14 protein-coding genes and 1 pseudogene are annotated in these 16,045 nt (G+C 64.5%); 12 read left to right on the top strand and 3 right to left on the bottom strand.

Annotated elements, in window-relative coordinates:
* The first annotated feature begins 27 nt into the window (after nt 1–27).
* From J1C48_RS13865 to J1C48_RS13850, 4 genes are read left to right on the top strand one after another with little or no spacing between them, the layout of a single operon-like run.
* Entirely contained in the window at nt 28–1,275 is a 1,248-nt protein-coding gene (locus tag J1C48_RS13865) for a nucleotide disphospho-sugar-binding domain-containing protein (RefSeq protein WP_207258548.1), read from the top strand.
* A 19-nt stretch (nt 1,276–1,294) separates the two neighbouring features.
* Nucleotides 1,295–2,467 (top strand): lycopene beta-cyclase CrtY, encoded by a 1,173-nt coding sequence (crtY, locus tag J1C48_RS13860; protein ID WP_207258545.1) that lies wholly within the window; start codon nt 1,295–1,297, stop codon nt 2,465–2,467.
* Nucleotides 2,464–3,975 carry a phytoene desaturase gene (locus J1C48_RS13855; protein ID WP_207258543.1) on the top strand — a complete coding sequence of 504 codons (1,512 nt, stop codon included), beginning with the start codon at nt 2,464–2,466 and terminating at the stop codon, nt 3,973–3,975. Before crtY ends, J1C48_RS13855 begins: the two co-directional genes overlap by 4 nt.
* A 4-nt stretch (nt 3,976–3,979) precedes the next feature.
* Nucleotides 3,980–4,954 (top strand): phytoene/squalene synthase family protein, encoded by a 975-nt coding sequence (locus J1C48_RS13850; protein ID WP_207258540.1) that lies wholly within the window; start codon nt 3,980–3,982, stop codon nt 4,952–4,954.
* A 33-nt stretch (nt 4,955–4,987) separates the two neighbouring features.
* Here J1C48_RS13850 and J1C48_RS13845 read toward each other — a convergent pair whose 3' ends face one another.
* Nucleotides 4,988–5,524, bottom strand: a complete 537-nt coding sequence (locus J1C48_RS13845; RefSeq protein ID WP_231081795.1) for a sterol desaturase family protein — start codon at nt 5,522–5,524, stop codon at nt 4,988–4,990.
* Nucleotides 5,525–5,601: 77 nt separating this feature from the next.
* Complete coding sequence (locus J1C48_RS13840; RefSeq protein ID WP_207258538.1) at nt 5,602–6,516, bottom strand: polyprenyl synthetase family protein; 915 nt, start codon at nt 6,514–6,516, stop codon at nt 5,602–5,604.
* A 324-nt stretch (nt 6,517–6,840) separates the two neighbouring features.
* Between J1C48_RS13840 and fni the strand changes: the two genes are divergently transcribed.
* A complete protein-coding gene (gene fni, locus J1C48_RS13835; protein ID WP_207258535.1) occupies nt 6,841–7,914 on the top strand; it encodes a type 2 isopentenyl-diphosphate Delta-isomerase in 1,074 nt (357 codons plus the stop codon).
* Nucleotides 7,915–8,017: 103 nt separating this feature from the next.
* Here fni and J1C48_RS13830 read toward each other — a convergent pair whose 3' ends face one another.
* Nucleotides 8,018–8,983 (bottom strand): LysR family transcriptional regulator, encoded by a 966-nt coding sequence (locus J1C48_RS13830; protein ID WP_207258532.1) that lies wholly within the window; start codon nt 8,981–8,983, stop codon nt 8,018–8,020.
* Nucleotides 8,984–9,111: 128 nt separating this feature from the next.
* Here J1C48_RS13830 and J1C48_RS13825 point away from each other — a divergent pair, with 128 nt between their 5' ends.
* The 7 genes and pseudogenes from J1C48_RS13825 to J1C48_RS13795 all read left to right on the top strand — a co-directional run bounded on the left by J1C48_RS13825 (nt 9,112) and on the right by J1C48_RS13795 (nt 15,942).
* Nucleotides 9,112–10,149, top strand: a complete 1,038-nt coding sequence (locus J1C48_RS13825; protein ID WP_207258531.1) for a class 1 fructose-bisphosphatase — start codon at nt 9,112–9,114, stop codon at nt 10,147–10,149.
* 204 nt (nt 10,150–10,353) lie between these two features.
* Nucleotides 10,354–11,229, top strand: a complete 876-nt coding sequence (locus tag J1C48_RS13820; protein ID WP_207258530.1) for a phosphoribulokinase — start codon at nt 10,354–10,356, stop codon at nt 11,227–11,229.
* Between the two features lie 28 nt (nt 11,230–11,257).
* Nucleotides 11,258–13,267 (top strand): transketolase, encoded by a 2,010-nt coding sequence (tkt, locus tag J1C48_RS13815; RefSeq protein WP_207258529.1) that lies wholly within the window; start codon nt 11,258–11,260, stop codon nt 13,265–13,267.
* Between the two features lie 109 nt (nt 13,268–13,376).
* A pseudogene (locus J1C48_RS19280) lies at nt 13,377–13,516 on the top strand (fructose-1,6-bisphosphate aldolase); the annotation flags it as partial.
* A 108-nt stretch (nt 13,517–13,624) separates the two neighbouring features.
* Nucleotides 13,625–13,786, top strand: coding sequence for a hypothetical protein (locus tag J1C48_RS19275; protein WP_207258527.1), 162 nt, complete (start codon nt 13,625–13,627; stop codon nt 13,784–13,786).
* A 187-nt stretch (nt 13,787–13,973) separates the two neighbouring features.
* Nucleotides 13,974–15,431, top strand: a complete 1,458-nt coding sequence (locus tag J1C48_RS13800; protein ID WP_207258526.1) for a form I ribulose bisphosphate carboxylase large subunit — start codon at nt 13,974–13,976, stop codon at nt 15,429–15,431.
* A gap of 88 nt (nt 15,432–15,519) precedes the next feature.
* Nucleotides 15,520–15,942 carry a ribulose bisphosphate carboxylase small subunit gene (locus J1C48_RS13795; RefSeq protein ID WP_207258525.1) on the top strand — a complete coding sequence of 141 codons (423 nt, stop codon included), beginning with the start codon at nt 15,520–15,522 and terminating at the stop codon, nt 15,940–15,942.
* The last annotated feature ends 103 nt before the right edge of the window (nt 15,943–16,045 follow it).

Genomic DNA, 16,045 nt, shown 5'->3' with positions numbered 1-16,045 from the left:
CGCTCTGCCGGGCGTGAGGGCGCGGCGATGACCTGTTTCGCGCTGCTTTGCCCGCCCTATTACAGTCACCTCCGGCTGTTCGAGGCCCTCGGGGCTGAACTTTTCCGGCGCGGACACCGCCTGCACCTCGTCGTCAATGCCGGGGCCGGCCCGATGGTGGGCGGCGACACAGTGGGAATGAGCGTTCAGACCGTCGGCGTGCGCTCGCCGCGTGCGCTCGCGCGCCTGACCGCACGCGCAGCCGGCGGCGGCGGGCCGCTGTCGGTGCTGCGGACGGTGCATGATGCTGCCAAGCTCACCGACGAATTTTGCCGCGGTGGCCCGGCGCTATTGCGCTCGCTCGGTGTCGAGGCGGTGATCGGCGACCAGATGGAGCCGGCGGCGGGGCTGCTCGCCCGCCACCTGCGCCTGCCGCAGATCTCGCTTGCCGCCGCGCTGCCGGTGCATGATGATCCGAGCGTGCCGCTGCCGTTCCTGTCCTGGCCCTATGATTCGAGCGAGGCGGGGCTGAAGCGCAATCGCGGCGGCGTGATGATCGCGCGATGGCTGCTTGCCGAGCAGCGGCGGGTGATCGCCAAATGGGCCAGTCGGTTCGGGCTGGGGCGGCTGGAGAGCCTCTCCGATTGTCTGTCGCCGCGGTGCCAGATCAGCCAACTCACCGAAAGCTTCGACTTTCCCCGCCCGCCATCGCCGATCCGCCACGCCGTCGGGCCGATCCGGACTGTGGCTGGCTCGGCCGCGCCGCTGCCGCTGCGCCGAGCCTTCGATCGCCAACTGGTCTTTGCCTCTTTCGGCACGCTGCAGGGTCACCGGGCGGGGCTGTTCCGCAAGATCGCGGCGGCCTGCCGCTGGATCGGCGCCGATTGCGTCGTCGCCCATTGCGGCCGGCTGAGCCCGGCACAGGCCAAGACAATTGACGCCGCATTCGTCACCGACTTTCTGCCCCAGCGCGCGATGCTGCATGAGGCCGATCTCTGCGTGACCCATGCCGGGATGAATACGGTTCTCGACGCCCTCGAAGCAGCGACACCCATGCTGGCGATTCCGATGGCCTTCGATCAGCCGGGGATCGCCGCGCGGATCGTCCATCACGAGGTCGGCCTGAGGCTGTCCCCGCGCCATGCGACGGTGCGCGCGATTGCCGCTTGCCTTGAGCGGTTGCTAAGCGAGGCTAGCTATGCACGAAATGCGCGTGCGATCGGTCGCGATATCGAGGCCCCCGGCGGCGTGGCGCGGGCAGCCGATCTGATCGAAGCGGCGGTGGTGGCGACTTGAACGGAAAGGCGCAGGGCGAATGGTCGAACGGGATGGGCTCGACATCGCCTTCGTCGGTGGCGGTCTTGCCAACGGGCTGATCGCCTGGCGGCTGGCGCAGGCCCGGCCCGATCTGACGATCGCGATCTTCGAGGCCGGGCCGGCTCTCGGTGGCAACCACACCTGGTCTTTTCACGCCGGCGATCTCACCGCTGCCGAACACGCCTGGATGCAGCCGTTCATCAGCTACGCCTGGGACGACAACGAGGTGCGCTTTCCAAATCGCCGGAAGCATCTCGGCACGGGCTATTGCAGCGTGACCTCGGAGCGGTTTCGTGAGGTTCTGGCCTCCCGGCTCGCCGGTCGCATTCACTGCAAGGCTTTTGTCCGCGCCGTCACACCGACGGCGCTCGAATTCGAGGCCGGCCCGCCCGTCACGGCCGGCGCGGTTATTGATGGGCGGGGCCATGCCGAGAGCCCGCATATGCGCCTCGGTTTCCAGAAATTCCTCGGCCAGGAAATCGCGATGACGGCGCCCCATGGCGTCGCGCGACCGGTGATCATGGACGCCACGGTGCCACAGTCGGACGGCTATCGCTTCGTCTATCTACTGCCGCTCACCGCCACGCGCCTGTTGATCGAGGACACCTACTATGCCGATGGCGCTGATCTCGATCGCGCGCGCCTGGCCGCTTCGATTGCCGCCTATGTCGCGGCCCATGGCTGGCAGGCGGCGGAGATCCTGCGTGAGGAGGAGGGCATTCTTCCGATCGCGATCGATGGCGACATCGCGGCGTTCTGGGCCGATAAGCAAGGGGTGGCGGCCTCGGGGCTCGCAGCCGGGCTGTTTCATCCGACCACCGGCTATTCGCTGCCCGATGCGGTCAAGCTTGCCGACCGTCTCGCCGCGCTTCGCGATCATTCGGCGGCCACGCTGTTCGCCGAAACCCGCGCCCATTCGATCGCGACCTGGAAGGCGCGGGGCTTCTTCCGAATGCTCAACCGGCTGCTCTATTTCGCTGGCGATGCCTCCCAGCGCTATCGCATCCTCGAACATTTCTACCGGCTCGACGCGCCGCTGGTCGCCCGATTCTACGCGGCCCGGCTGAAGACGCGCGACAAGCTGCGCATTCTCACCGGCAAACCGCCCGTTCCATTCGGCAACGCGATCCGCGTTCTCGCTCGCCATCGCCTGACCGGAGAACTTGCATGAGCGCGGCGCTCGACATCGATGCCAAGCAACGCCAGGCGGTAGTCATCGGCGCCGGCTTCGGCGGTATCGCCTTGGCGATCCGCCTGCAGGCCGCCGGCATCCAGACGGTGCTTGTCGAGAAGCGCGACAAGCCGGGCGGGCGGGCCTATGTCTACGAAGACGCCGGCTACGTCTTCGATGCTGGGCCGACGGTGATCACCGATCCGACGGCCCTCGACGAGCTGTTTGCCGCGGCAGGGCGCAAGATGGCGGACTACGTGACGCTCTTGCCGGTCTCGCCGTTTTATCGCCTCTGCTGGGAGGACGGTCGCTTTTTCGACTATGTCAACGACCAGGCCAAACTCGACCGCCAGATCGAAGCTTTCGAGCCGGCGGATGTTGACGGCTATCGCCGGTTCCTTGCCTATTCCCGCGAGGTGTTTCGCGAGGGCTATGAGAAGCTCGGCACCGTGCCGTTCCTCTCTTTCCGGGACATGATCCGCGCCGGGCCGCAACTTGCCCGCCTGCAAGCTTGGCGGAGCGTTTATTCAAAGGTCGGCGAATTCCTTCGCGACGAGCAGCTGCGCCAGACCTTTTCCTTCCATTCGTTGCTGGTCGGCGGCAACCCGTTCGCGACCTCCTCCATCTACGCCCTCATTCACGCTCTGGAGCGCCAGTGGGGCGTCTGGTTCGCCAAGGGCGGCACCGGCGCGCTGGTTCGCGGTCTGGTGCGTCTTTTCACCGACATCGGCGGGCGGATCGAGCTGTCGGCCGAGGTCGCCGAGATCGAAATGGCGGGCGGCCGGGCGCGTGCCGTGCGGCTCAAGGACGGACGGCGGTTCGCCGCCGACATGGTCGCATCGAACGCTGATGTCGTTCACACCTATGGCGGCCTGCTCGGGTCTAGCGATCGTGGAGCATCCGAAGCGAGGCGATTGAAGAAGAAGCGCTTTTCCATGTCTCTCTTCGTCATCTATTTCGGCCTCAAGACCCATCGGCCCGACATCCGCCATCACACGGTCTGTTTTGGCGCGCGCTATCGTGAACTGATTTCCGAGATCTTCAACGGCAGCGACCTGCCGGGCGATTTCTCGCTTTACCTGCACAATCCCTGTGTTACCGATCCGTCGCTGGCGCCGGCGGGGGCAGGGGCGTTCTATGTGCTCTCGCCGGTTCCCCATCTCGGCCATGCCGAGATCGACTGGCAGAGCGAGGGACCGCGCTATCGCGACCGCATCCTCGATTATCTCGAACAGCGCTACATTCCCGGCCTGCGCGCCGACCTTGTGACCTGCCGGATTTTTACGCCGATTGATTTTCGCGACGAATTGAATTCGCATCTCGGATCGGCCTTTTCCCTCGATCCGGTGCTGACCCAGAGCGCCTGGTTTCGTCCCCATAACCGGGACGACAAGATCGCCAATCTCTATTTCGTCGGGGCCGGCACTCATCCGGGCGCGGGTGTCCCGGGGGTCGTCGGTTCGGCGAAGGCGACGGCCGGGCTGATGATCGCGGATGGTGTGGGCTGAACAGATGTCGTCTGCCTCAGAACCCTTGCCGTTACCGATCGAAGGTATTGCGCGCGACGACCTTGCCGCGCATGCTGAAGAGACGATTGCCAAGGGCTCGAAGAGCTTTGCGGCGGCGGCGAAGCTGTTTGCGCCGGAAACGCGCCGCAGTGCGATGATGCTCTACGCCTGGTGCCGCCATTGTGACGATGCGGTTGATGGACAGATCCTTGGCTTTGCTCGTGCGCCGGCCGATTGCGCGGCCAAGGCCCGCGAACGGCTCGACCGGATCGAGGCCGACACGATGCGCGCCCTTGCCGGCGAGCGGGCGCTGCATCCGAGCTTCCTGTCGATTGCCGATGTCGTGGCCCGGCATGATCTGTCGCCGCAGCTGCTTCTTGATCATCTCGCCGGTTACCGGATGGATGTGGAGGGGCGGCTTTACGAGACGATCGAGGAGACGCTCGCTTATTGCTACCATGTCGCCGGCGTGGTCGGCGTGATGATGGCGCGGGTGATGGGCGCCGATGGTGAGGCGACGCTCGATCGGGCCTGCGATCTCGGCCTGGGCTTCCAGCTGACCAACATCGCCCGCGATATCGTCGAAGATGCCGGGGCCGGCCGCGTCTATCTGCCGGCGGTGTGGCTCGATGAGGCTAAGCTGAAGCCTTCGGATCTCAGCGATCCCACGCGCCGGCGAGCCGTCGGAGCGCTGGCGATCAGGCTGGTCGATTGTGCCGAGCCTTATTACCGTTCGGCGCTTGTCGGGCTGTCGGCACTGCCGCCGCGTTCCGCCTGGGCGGTCGCGACCGCTCACGGCGTCTATCGTCAGATCGGCATGGAGCTCAAATCCGCCGGCGCCGCGGCGTATGGCGACCGTGTTTCGACCGGCACCTTGGCGAAGCTTCGCCATGTCGGCCAGGGGGCAGCGAAGGTCGCATCGAGCCGCCTTGGTCCGTCGGCGCCGCGTCCGCCGGAACTTTGGACGCGGCCGCGATAGGCTGGCCTTACCGACTTTGCTTCGTCTTTTGCTTCAATGGATTGTCGGTGCTTTATTCACCGGGCTGGCGCTGCGCCCACGCTTTTCCGCCGCGACGGTGCCGCGCTGGCGCAGCTCGGCCGAGAGTTTTTCCACCGGCGGGGCGTAGAGAAAGCCGAAGGACACGCAGCCATCCTTGCCCTCCACCGCGTGGTGCAGGCGGTGGGCCTGGACGAGGCGCTTGGCATAGCCGCGGTGGGGAATGTTGCGGAACGGCCAGCGTTGGTGAACCAGCCCGTCATGAACGATGAAATAGAAGGCGCCGTAGAGCGTCACGCCGATGGCGATCGCGCCGATCAGCGGATGCCCTTGCGAGGCGACGGCGAACAGAACGATGGCAAGCACCGAGAACACCGCCGCATAGAGGTCGTTCTTCTCGAAAATCCCCTCGGTGTCCTCGTGATGGGACTTGTGCCAGCCCCAGCCGAAGCCGTGCATGATGTATTTGTGGGCCGCCCAGGCGACGCCTTCCATAATCAGGAACACGGCGATCGCGACGATGGCAAGGCCGAGATATTCAAGCGGCGTCACGTCTCACTCCCATCGCCCGAAGCGCTGGTGCAGAATGCGCGCTGCGGGGCGTTCTGCCAAGAAGGCCGCGGCGGCGATCATGCCTGGCTGGCCAGCAGCGGATCGGCCGCCGGCAGTGCCTGTTCGAAGATGAGGTCGACGCAGCCATGCATCAAGCTCTCCGGGCCGACGACCTGATCGAGTGTACGGTGCGCCTCGGCGACATGGGCCCTGATCCGATCGACGACGGAGTCGCTGCCGATCACCGAACCGATGGTGGATTTGCCGACATCCTTGCCGACATCCTTGCCGGTGAGGCCCTCATGGGTGTCGTTGTCGAGGAGATCGTCGAGCAGCTGAAAGGCGTGGCCGAGTTCGGCGGCGAAGCTACGCAGCTTCAGGCGCGCGGCTTGATCGGCACCGGCGACCACCGCGCCGATTTCGACGGCGGCCGAAAACAACGAGCCTGTCTTCAGGCTGTTGGTGGTGGCGATGTCGGTCACGTCGCGGGCGTGCGCGCCATCGCGCAGATCGGCGAACTGGCCGGCAACGAGGCCGGCGACGCCGACCGCCCGGGTGAGAATCACCACACATTGGGCGCGCACCACGTCGCTCGCGCCAGAGAGTTTGGCGAGCGTTTCGAACGCGCCGGAAAGGGCGGCGATCGCCGCCAGCACGGCGACGTCCTCGCCATAGGCTGCATGCACCGCCGGCCGGCCGCGGCGGAGCGTCGCGTCGTCCATCGAGGGCAGGTCGTCGAGGGTGAGCGAAGCGGCGTGCACCATCTCGATCGCGCAGCCGGCGTCGATCGCCGTGGCGACGTCGCCGCCAAGATCGGTCGCGATCATCGCGGTCATCATCGGGCGCAGGCGTTTGCCGGGCGCCAGAACGCTGGCGGCGATCGCCTCGTCGAGCTGCGTCTGGCCGGGCAAGGCGCGGGGAACCAGGCGGCGCAGCCGCTCATCGATCATTTGGCGCCGGAGCGAAAGGCCACGTTTCAAATCCGGGGTCATCGCGCGGGCCCCTGTGAGCTGATCTTGGTGGTGCACGAGCGCCCCGCGACTTGCGGCCAAACGTCATTCGCGGCATGCCCGGCAGCGGCGAAAGCGCGAGCGCACCGCGCCCCACATGGAACAGTCTGCCGGATGGAAAACCTGCCGACGGTCATCGATTTCGACTCACATTTCGCCCCGTTGCGCGTGTCCTGTGCGGGCCGGTGCAACATCAGGTATCGTTGCAAAGGATTTCGCCAAGGACAATAGCGAGATCGCAGACTTCCGGCAGGGGCGAAGTCGCCAATGCGACGATCCGACCCTCTGGCCTATGACGGACAGACCATGAGCAACCCATCTGATTGCGGCCCGGCCAAAGATATTGCGGAGCGCAAGAGCGATCACATCGACATCGTCTTGAACACCGCCGTCGACATTCCACGCAAAGGCGTTTTCACGGGGCTCGAAGACATCCGTTTCGAGCATTGCGCCTTGCCGGAATTGGCGCTGTCCGAGATCGACCTTGCAACGGATTTTGTCGGCCGAACGCTCGCGGCGCCGCTGCTGATTTCGTCGATGACCGGCGGTCCGGCGCGCGCCGGCCGGATCAACGCGCATCTTGCCGAGGCGGCCGAGGCGCTCAAAATCGCGCTTGCCGTCGGTTCACAGCGGATCGCCATCGAAGGCCGGGCGAGCGGCGGCCTTGATCGCACACTGCGGCAACGGGCGCCGTCGGTCCCGATTCTGGCCAATGTCGGCGCCGCACAGCTTCGCCTCGGCTACGGCCGGGCGGAAATTTCACGGGCGGTCGAGATGATCGACGCCGATGCGGTGATCGTCCATCTCAATCCGTTGCAGGAGGCGGTGCAGGCCGGCGGCGACACCGATTGGCGGGGCATTCTGACGCGCATTGGCGCCCTCGCGCGCGACCTGCCGCTCCCCGTGGTGGTCAAGGAAGTTGGCGCCGGGATTTCCGCCGGGCTCGCCCGCCGGCTGGTCGAGGAAGGCGTCTCGGTGATCGACGTTGCCGGCGCCGGCGGGACGAGCTGGGCCGCGGTCGAGGCAGCGCGCGCGGAAAATGCCGCCTTGAAGCGGACCGCGATGACCTTCGCCGATTGGGGGATCCCGACGGCGCGGGCGATCGCCGGGGTGCGGGCGGCCTGTCCGCAGACCACGGTGATCGGCTCCGGCGGCCTGAAGACCGGTCTCGAGGTTGCAAGAGCCATCCGGCTCGGCGCCGACATTGCCGGGCAGGCGGCCGCCTCGCTCGCGGCTGCCGACCAGTCGGCAGAGGCCGTCGTTGCGCATTTCACCGGGGTGATCCAAGAGCTGCGGATCGCCTGCTTCTGTACCGGCTCGGCGGATCTGGCGGCGCTCCGGCAGGCGCGGCTGATCGATCCGCCGGCCTTCGTCGCTTAAGACCGACCGGCGCCGTCCAGGGCATAATGCCGAAACGTTGCATGACTTTTCGGGTCACATCATGCGGCTCAACAAAGACTGAGAGCGAAATGGCAGTTCCGGTTCATCGCATTCCGCTCTCGGGCGCGCCGTGCATCGCGCCGGCGGGATAGAGTTGCTCGACGAGCGGCAGATGGGTGGCTCCGCGTTCGAGCAGAAACGCCTTGAAGGCGCGTTCGGCCGGCGCCGGAATGCGCTCCTGCCGGCAGACCGCATACCACTTGCGTCGGATCGGCATCTGCCGCACGTCGAGCACCCTCAAGCGGCCCATCTCGACCTCGAAGGCGATGGTGTGGGCCGAGATGAAGGCGATGCCGAGCCCGGCCATCACCGCCTGCTTGATCGTCTCGTTGGAGCCCATTTCCACGCTGCAGGCCTGCAACCGGTCGAGATCGTTGATGAAGAGCCCTTCGAGGGCAAGGCGCGTCCCCGAGCCCGGTTCGCGGATGATGATCGTCTCGGCCAAAAGTCGCTCGGGCTCGATGTCGCGTTCGCCGGCAAGCGGATGGGCGGGATCGGCGATGATCACCAGCGGATGGTCGCCGAAACACACGGCGTCGACCGGAAACTCCGTCGGCGCTCGTCCCATCAAGGCCAGATCAAGCTTGTAGTCCTTCAGTCCGGAAACGATGTCGTGGCGGTTGCCGACCTTGAGCTTGACTTCGATCTTCGGATAGGCGCCGCGAAACGCGGCGATGAGTCTCGGCGCGAAGTATTTGGCCGTGGAGACGACGCCGAGATTGATCGTCCCGCTCCGCACGCCCTTGATCGAGTCGATTTCTTCCGCGAGGCTGCGCAGCGTCGTCTCGATCGCCGTCGCCGAGGCCAGGACAGCCTTGCCGGCCACCGTCAGCCGCATGCCCTCGCTGGTGCGGTCGAACAATGCCAATCCGACATCGTCCTCGATCTGTTTTACCTGTATGGTTACAGCTGGTGCCGTCAGGCTGAGCTGACGTGCGGCGGCGGCGATCGTGCCCAGGCGGCTGACGGCTTGGACGGCGCGCAATTGGCGAAGTGTGAGGTTCCGCATGCAGGGGTGGTTATCTTGTTTTATGAATTGCGTAAAGATAATAAATTTTACTTAATCAGACGGCGCGCCCATGCTCCCAACCAAAGAGCGAGCGGGGCGCAGAACTCTGCAGCTCAACGGAGGAATGAATGGCATCGTCACTCGACGCCCATCTCGGATCGGAATGCGGCGACGACCCGCTGAAGCAGGAGGTTGCCGAGACCATCCGCAATCTTTGCGGGGCCGCGATCAAACTGCGCAACACGATCGCCGCCGGCGGCGAGGGCCTCGGCCAGGCCCATGGCGGGACCAACGCCGATGGTGACATCCAGAAGGAGCTGGACGTCGTCGCGGACAAGGTTTTCATCAAGGCCGCGAAAGCCTCGCCGCTCGCCTTCTTTGGCTCCGAGGAACAGGAGAGCGCGGTTCGCTTGAAGCCGGACGCCCGGCTGGCGATGGCCATCGACCCCTTGGACGGTTCGTCCAACATTTCGACCAACGTGTCGATCGGGACGATCTTCTCGATTCTGCCCGTCGAAGAGGCGCATCGGGCCAATCCGGACATCGTCTTCACACAGAAGGGATCGCGGCAGCTCGGCGCGGGCTTCTTCATCTACGGACCGCAGTTGCTCCTCGTCATGTCGATGGGCAACGGCACCCATGTCTTCATTTTCTCGCCGAGCTTCGGCGGCTTCATCGAATTGTCGAGTTCGATCGTCATTGTCGACAAGGCCAAGGAATTTGCGATCAACGCGTCGAATTATCGCCACTGGGACCAGCCGATCCGCAGCTATGTCGACGATCTTCTGGCCGGCAGCGAGGGCCCGCGCGAGCGTGACTTCAACATGCGTTGGGTCGGCTCGCTGGTGGCTGATTGCTACCGCATCCTGTCGCGGGGCGGGGTGTTCCTGTATCCGGGCGACGGCCGCAAGGGGTATGCCAAGGGCCGCTTGCGGCTGATGTATGAAGCCAATCCGATTGCCTTCTGCGTCGAACATGCCGGCGGCAAGGCGACGGACGGCACAACGCCGATCCTCGATCTCGAACCGAAGGGCCTGCATGACCGCACGCCGCTGGTGTTCGGATCGAAACGGGAGGTCGAACGGGTGGCCCGCTACATTGCGGATCCGTCGGCCCTCGCCGAGCGCTCGCCGCTGTTCGGCAAGCGAAGCCTGTTCAGAGCATAAGGCTGCAATCCGCTGCGTTGGGAGGCGCAGCGGCGACAGCATCGGCCCGAAAATCGGAATCGATTTTCGGCAAGCGCGATGCGTCAACGCAGTCAGATCGTGCGTCCTTTTGGACGGACGGCATCATGCGGCAAAACAACGGCTTTGAGCGGAATGACGATTCCGGTTCATCGCATTCCGCTTTTGGGGGGAGGAGAACGAGAGATGTCCGCCAAGCATCCGATCATTGTCATCACCGGTTCGTCAGGAGCCGGCACCACTTCGGTGAAAAACATCTTCGACCAGATTTTTCGTCGCGAAGAGGTCAGTGCAGCCTTCATTGAAGGCGACGCCTTTCATCGTTACGACCGGCAGGCGATGAAGGCCAAGATGCTGGAGGAGGAAAGCAACGGCAACCGCGACTTTTCGCATTTCAGCCCCGAGGCCAACATTCTGGACGAGTTGCAGGAGGTGTTTCAGGATTACGGCCGCAAGGGCCGGGGGCGGACCCGCCACTACATCCACGACGACCGAGAGGCGGAAATCTATGGCGCGGCGCCCGGAACCTTTTCCGAATGGGCATCTCTCCAGGCCGACAGCGATCTCTTATTTTACGAGGGGCTGCATGGCTGCGTGAAGACCGACACCGTCGATCTCGCGCCGCTCGCCGATCTCAAGATCGGGGTGGTTCCGGTCATCAATCTCGAATGGATCCAGAAGATTCACCGCGATAAGGCGACCCGAGGCTATTCGACCGAAGCCGTGATGGACACGATCCTGCGGCGTATGCCGGACTACGTTAAATACATCTGTCCGCAGTTTGCCCGCACCGATATCAACTTCCAGCGCGTGCCGATCGTCGACACCTCCGATCCGTTCATTGCCCGCTGGATTCCGACGGCGGATGAATCGATGATCGTTATTCGCTTCGCCAATCCACGTGGCATCGATTTTCCATATCTTTTGTCTATGATCCACGGGAGCTTCATGTCACGGGCGAACTCCATCGTCGCTCCTGGCAATAAGCTCGACATCGCAATGCAGCTCATTTTGACGCCGTTGATCCTCCAACTGATGGAGAAAAAGCGCCGCGCGTCATGAGCTCGAAGAACTCCCAAGGAAAGACTTCATGTCTCAAACTGCTGACAAATCGCCAAACGAGATGGCGAACGTGTCCCTCCGCGACATGGCGAACGCCATCCGGGCGCTCTCCATGGACGCCGTTCAGAAAGCCAATTCCGGCCATCCGGGCATGCCGATGGGTATGGCCGACATCGCCGCCGTTCTGTTCTCGAAGTTTCTGCGCGTCGATCCGAGCCAGCCCGAATGGCCGAATCGCGACCGGTTCATCCTGTCGAACGGCCACGGCTCGATGCTGCAATATGCAGTGATGTACCTGCTCGGCTTCCCGGAGATGACGATCGAGGAGATCGAGAATTTCCGCCAGCTCGGCAGCCGCACCGCTGGGCATCCGGAATACGGTCATGCCGCCGGTATCGAAGCGACCACCGGACCTCTTGGCCAGGGTATTTCCATGGCCGTCGGCTTGGCGCTCGCCGAGCGCATGCTCGCCGCCCGTTTCGGTGAGGACCTTGTCGATCACTACACCTATGTCTTCTGCGGCGATGGCTGCCTTATGGAGGGCATTTCCCACGAGGCGATCGATCTCGCGGGCCATCTGAAGTTGAACAAGCTCATCGTCCTCTTCGACGACAACCACATCTCGATCGATGGCGACATCAAGCTGTCCACGTCGATCGACCAGAAGGAACGCTTCGCTGCCCATGGCTGGAATGTCTATGAGGTCGACGGCCACGATCCGGACGCGATCGAGCGGGTGATCGCCGAGGCCCGGCACAGCGACAAGCCGGCCTTCATCGCCTGCCGCACGATCATCGGCTTCGGCGCGCCCAATCTCGAAGGCACCGACAAGGTGCATGGCAACGCTCTCGGTGAGGCCGAGGTCGCGGCGACCCGCAAGCATCTCGGCTGGACGGCCGAGCCCTTCGTCGTGCCGGAGCCGATCCTCGGTGCCTGGCGGGCGGCCGCCGAAAAGGGCAAGGAGGCGCGCCTCGCCTGGGAGAAGAAGCGCGACGGCGCCGACAACAAGGCCGCCTTCGAGGCGCAATACGCGACCAGCCTGCCGCGCAACCTCGCCGATCTGATGGCCAAGGCCCGCGCCGAAATCGTTGCCGATCAGCCCAAGGTCGCGACCCGCAAGGCCTCCGAGATGGCGCTCGAGGTGATCAACGGTGCGAGCGAGGTGACCATTGGCGGCTCGGCCGATCTGACGCCGTCGAACAACACCAAGACCAAGGGCCTGAGCGACGTCAAACCGGGCGACTATGCCGGCCGCTACGTGCGCTACGGTATCCGCGAGCACGGCATGGCCGCGGCGATGAACGGTCTGGCGCTGCATGGCGGCTTCATCCCCTATGGCGGCACCTTCATGTGCTTCACCGATTATGCCCGTGGCGCGATCCGCTTGTCGGCGCTGATGGGGGTGCGGGTGGTTTATGTCATGACCCACGACTCGATCGGTCTTGGCGAAGACGGTCCGACGCATCAGCCGATCGAGCATCTGGCGATCCATCGCGCGACGCCGAACCTGCTTCTGTTCCGGCCGGCCGACGCGGTCGAGACCAACGAAGCCTGGGAAATCGCGCTCGGCGAGAAGAAGCGGCCCTCGGTGATGGCGCTGTCGCGGCAGGGCGTGCCGACCGTGCGCTCGGGCGATGTCTCGGAAAACCGCACCCGCAAGGGTGCCTATGTGCTGAAGGACACCGACGGCGCGCGGGATCTGACGATCCTGTCCACCGGAACCGAGGTCTCGATCGCGCTGGAGGCCGCCGACAAGCTGGCGGCGCAGGGCCTGAAGGTCGCCGTCGTCTCGATGCCCTGCTGGGCGCTGTTCGAGGAGCAGAACGCGGCCTATCGCAAGGAGGTTCTCGGCACCGCGCCGCGCATCGCCATCGAGGCTGCCGGGCGGCTTGGCTGGGATCGCTGGATCGGCGAGGATGGCCGGTTCATCGGCATGGAGAGCTTCGGTGCCTCGGCGCCGGCGCCGCAGCTCTACGAGCATTTCGGCATCACCGTCGACGCGGTTATCAAGGCGGCCGGTGAGATGGTGAAGAGCTAAGGCTCTGCGAACGAGACGCTTCGGGGCGGCGCGCGCCGCCCCGAAGCCAGGTGGCAAATTTGAGATCACGGCGCGCGGCGGGCGTTTCGTCCATCGGTGATGACGGCACGAGAAGATCGTGCGCGGCATTGAGCACGGCGTGCGCAAGGTCAATATCGATACCGACTGCCGGATGGTGATGACCGGGCAGTTTCGCCGGGTGGCGGTGGAGCGGCCGGAGGCGTTCGGTCCGGGCAAGGTCCTGGTCCGACAGCATCGCCGCGAAAATCGGAATCGATTTTCGGCAAAGCACGATGCGTCGATTCAAAGGGTGAGAGCGACCTTTCTGCGTCCGACCGGACGCAGGGCGCGCTCGCCATGGATTCTTTGAAGCGGCTCTGCCCGGACCGCTACAAGCAATTCGGTTGTGCCGGTCAGGCGGCCAAGATCAGGCCGCTGGCGCTCGACCAGATGGCTGCCCGATGTCAGTCGGGCGAACTCGATCCGCGGATCGAGATGACGGCGGCCGCCGCCGCATAGGCGAGGGCGGCTCACCCGGTCCGGCGATGCTGGCCGGACGGGTGGATTGAGATCGATCGAGATCACGCAGGGCGACGACGCGGAGAGACCTTCGCGGCGATGGGAGGGAGTTTGTCCGCAAGCCTGCGCCAAGACTTGTCGGATGGAGCCGAGATTTCAAGCAAATTCAACACAAGGAGACCGCGACATGGATGCTGAAACCCAGACCCTCACTGGCAAGGAGCGCTATAAATCCGGCGTCCTGAAATACAAGCAGATGGGCTATTGGGAGCCCGACTACGAGCCGAAGGACACCGATCTCATCGCCTGTTTCCGGATCACGCCGCAAGATGGGGTCGATCCGGTCGAGGCGGCGGCTGCGGTGGCCGGTGAAAGCTCGACGGCAACCTGGACCGTGGTGTGGACCGACCGGCTGACGGCGGCCGAAAAATATCGCGCCAAGGCCTATCGGGTCGATCCGGTGCCGAACAGCAGCGATCAGTATTTCGCCTATATCGCCTACGATCTCGACCTGTTCGAGCCGGGGTCGATCGCCAATCTGACCGCGTCGATCATCGGCAATGTCTTCGGCTTCAAACCGCTCAAAGGCCTGCGATTAGAGGACATGCGCCTGCCGACGGCCTTCGTGAAGACGTTCCAGGGGCCGGCGACCGGCATCGTCGTCGAGCGCGAGCGCCTCGATAAGTTCGGCCGGCCATTGCTCGGCGCGACGGTCAAGCCCAAGCTCGGCCTGTCCGGCCGCAACTACGGCCGCGTCGTCTATGAGGCGCTGAAGGGCGGGCTCGATTTCACCAAGGACGACGAGAACATCAATTCCCAGCCCTTCATGGATTGGCGCGAGCGGTTTTTGTACTGCATGGAGGCGGTGAACAAGGCACAGGCCGCGACCGGCGAGATCAAGGGCACCTATCTCAACGTCACCGCCGCCACCATGGAGGACATGTATGAGCGGGCGGAATTTGCCGCCGAGCTCGGTTCCAACATCGTGATGATCGACCTCGTGATCGGCTGGACGGCGATTCAGTCCATGGCCAAGTGGGCCCGCCGGAACAACATGATCCTGCATCTCCACCGCGCCGGCCATTCGACCTACACCCGCCAGAAGAACCACGGCGTGTCGTTCCGCGTCATCGCCAAATGGGCGCGGCTTGCCGGCGTCGATCACATCCACGCCGGCACGGTGGTCGGCAAGCTCGAAGGCGATCCGGCGACGACCCGGGGCTATTACGACGTCTGCCGCAACGAGTTCACCGAGAAGAGGCTGGAAAACGGCCTATTCTTCGACCAGCCCTGGGCCTCGCTGAACAAGATGATGCCCGTCGCCTCGGGCGGCATTCATGCCGGCCAGATGCATCAGCTGATCGATCTTCTCGGCGAGGATGTCGTCCTGCAGTTCGGCGGCGGCACCATCGGCCATCCGATGGGCATCGCCGCCGGCGCCACCGCCAATCGGGTGGCGCTCGAATGCATGATCATGGCCCGCAACGAGGGTCGGGACATCGTCAATGAGGGGCCGGACATCCTCAACGAGGCGGCCAAGAGTTGTACGCCGTTGAAGCAGGCGCTCGACACCTGGAAGGACGTCACCTTCAACTACGCCTCGACCGACACGCCGGATTATGCGGTGACGGCGACGGCCGCTTGACCGCAGCGGGCGGGGCTTGTCGGCCCCGCTCCATCGACGCGGCGGGCTCGCGGGTTCTGTCAGCGATCATTTGAAAAGGAACGAACCCATGCGGATTACCCAAGGAACATTCTCGTTTCTGCCCGATCTCTCCGACGCGCAGATCACCAAGCAGATCCAATATTGCCTGGACAATGGCTGGGCAGTGAATCTCGAACACACCGACGATCCCCATCCCCGCAACACCTATTGGGAGATGTGGGGACAGCCGATGTTCGACATCGCCGACGCGGCCGGCATCATGATGGAGCTGGCAAGCTGCCGGAAGGCATTTGGCGACCGCTATATCCGCTTGTCGGCCTTCGATTCGTCCTCCGGCTGGGAGTCGGTGAAGCTGTCCTTCCTGGTCAATCGGCCGAAGAACGAGCCCGGCTTCCGCTTGAGGCGGCAGGAAGGCCACGGCCGCAACATGCGCTACACCACCGAGCCCTATGCCGACGCCAAGCCGGAGGGCGAGCGCTACGCGGTGTGAGGGAGCCGAAAGGGTCCGGCTTCGCCTGGGTCAAAGAGCCCGTCGCAGAGCTTTAGAGCGCCCTGCGTCCGAACGGGCGCACAAAGGTCGCTCAACCCTTTGA

Source organism: Jiella flava (assembly GCF_017349315.1).
In the GTDB taxonomy this organism is placed as follows: Bacteria; Pseudomonadota; Alphaproteobacteria; order Rhizobiales; family Rhizobiaceae; genus Jiella; species Jiella flava.
Note: the sequence above shows the minus strand (reverse complement) of the source record. Positions and strands in the feature narration are given on the sequence as shown.

Bases quoted from the DNA above. Each gene is read 5' to 3' on its own strand.
- J1C48_RS13865 (WP_207258548.1), top strand. From the start codon at position 28: ATGACCTGTTTCGCGCTGCTTTGCCCGCCCTATTACAGTCACCTCCGG.
- crtY (WP_207258545.1), top strand. From the start codon at position 1,295: ATGGTCGAACGGGATGGGCTCGACATCGCCTTCGTCGGTGGCGGTCTT.
- J1C48_RS13855 (WP_207258543.1), top strand. From the start codon at position 2,464: ATGAGCGCGGCGCTCGACATCGATGCCAAGCAACGCCAGGCGGTAGTC.
- J1C48_RS13850 (WP_207258540.1), top strand. From the start codon at position 3,980: ATGTCGTCTGCCTCAGAACCCTTGCCGTTACCGATCGAAGGTATTGCG.
- J1C48_RS13840 (WP_207258538.1), bottom strand. From the start codon at position 6,516: ATGACCCCGGATTTGAAACGTGGCCTTTCGCTCCGGCGCCAAATGATC.
- fni (WP_207258535.1), top strand. From the start codon at position 6,841: ATGAGCAACCCATCTGATTGCGGCCCGGCCAAAGATATTGCGGAGCGC.
- J1C48_RS13830 (WP_207258532.1), bottom strand. From the start codon at position 8,983: ATGCGGAACCTCACACTTCGCCAATTGCGCGCCGTCCAAGCCGTCAGC.
- J1C48_RS13825 (WP_207258531.1), top strand. From the start codon at position 9,112: ATGGCATCGTCACTCGACGCCCATCTCGGATCGGAATGCGGCGACGAC.
- J1C48_RS13820 (WP_207258530.1), top strand. From the start codon at position 10,354: ATGTCCGCCAAGCATCCGATCATTGTCATCACCGGTTCGTCAGGAGCC.
- tkt (WP_207258529.1), top strand. From the start codon at position 11,258: ATGTCTCAAACTGCTGACAAATCGCCAAACGAGATGGCGAACGTGTCC.
- J1C48_RS19275 (WP_207258527.1), top strand. From the start codon at position 13,625: ATGGATTCTTTGAAGCGGCTCTGCCCGGACCGCTACAAGCAATTCGGT.
- J1C48_RS13800 (WP_207258526.1), top strand. From the start codon at position 13,974: ATGGATGCTGAAACCCAGACCCTCACTGGCAAGGAGCGCTATAAATCC.
- J1C48_RS13795 (WP_207258525.1), top strand. From the start codon at position 15,520: ATGCGGATTACCCAAGGAACATTCTCGTTTCTGCCCGATCTCTCCGAC.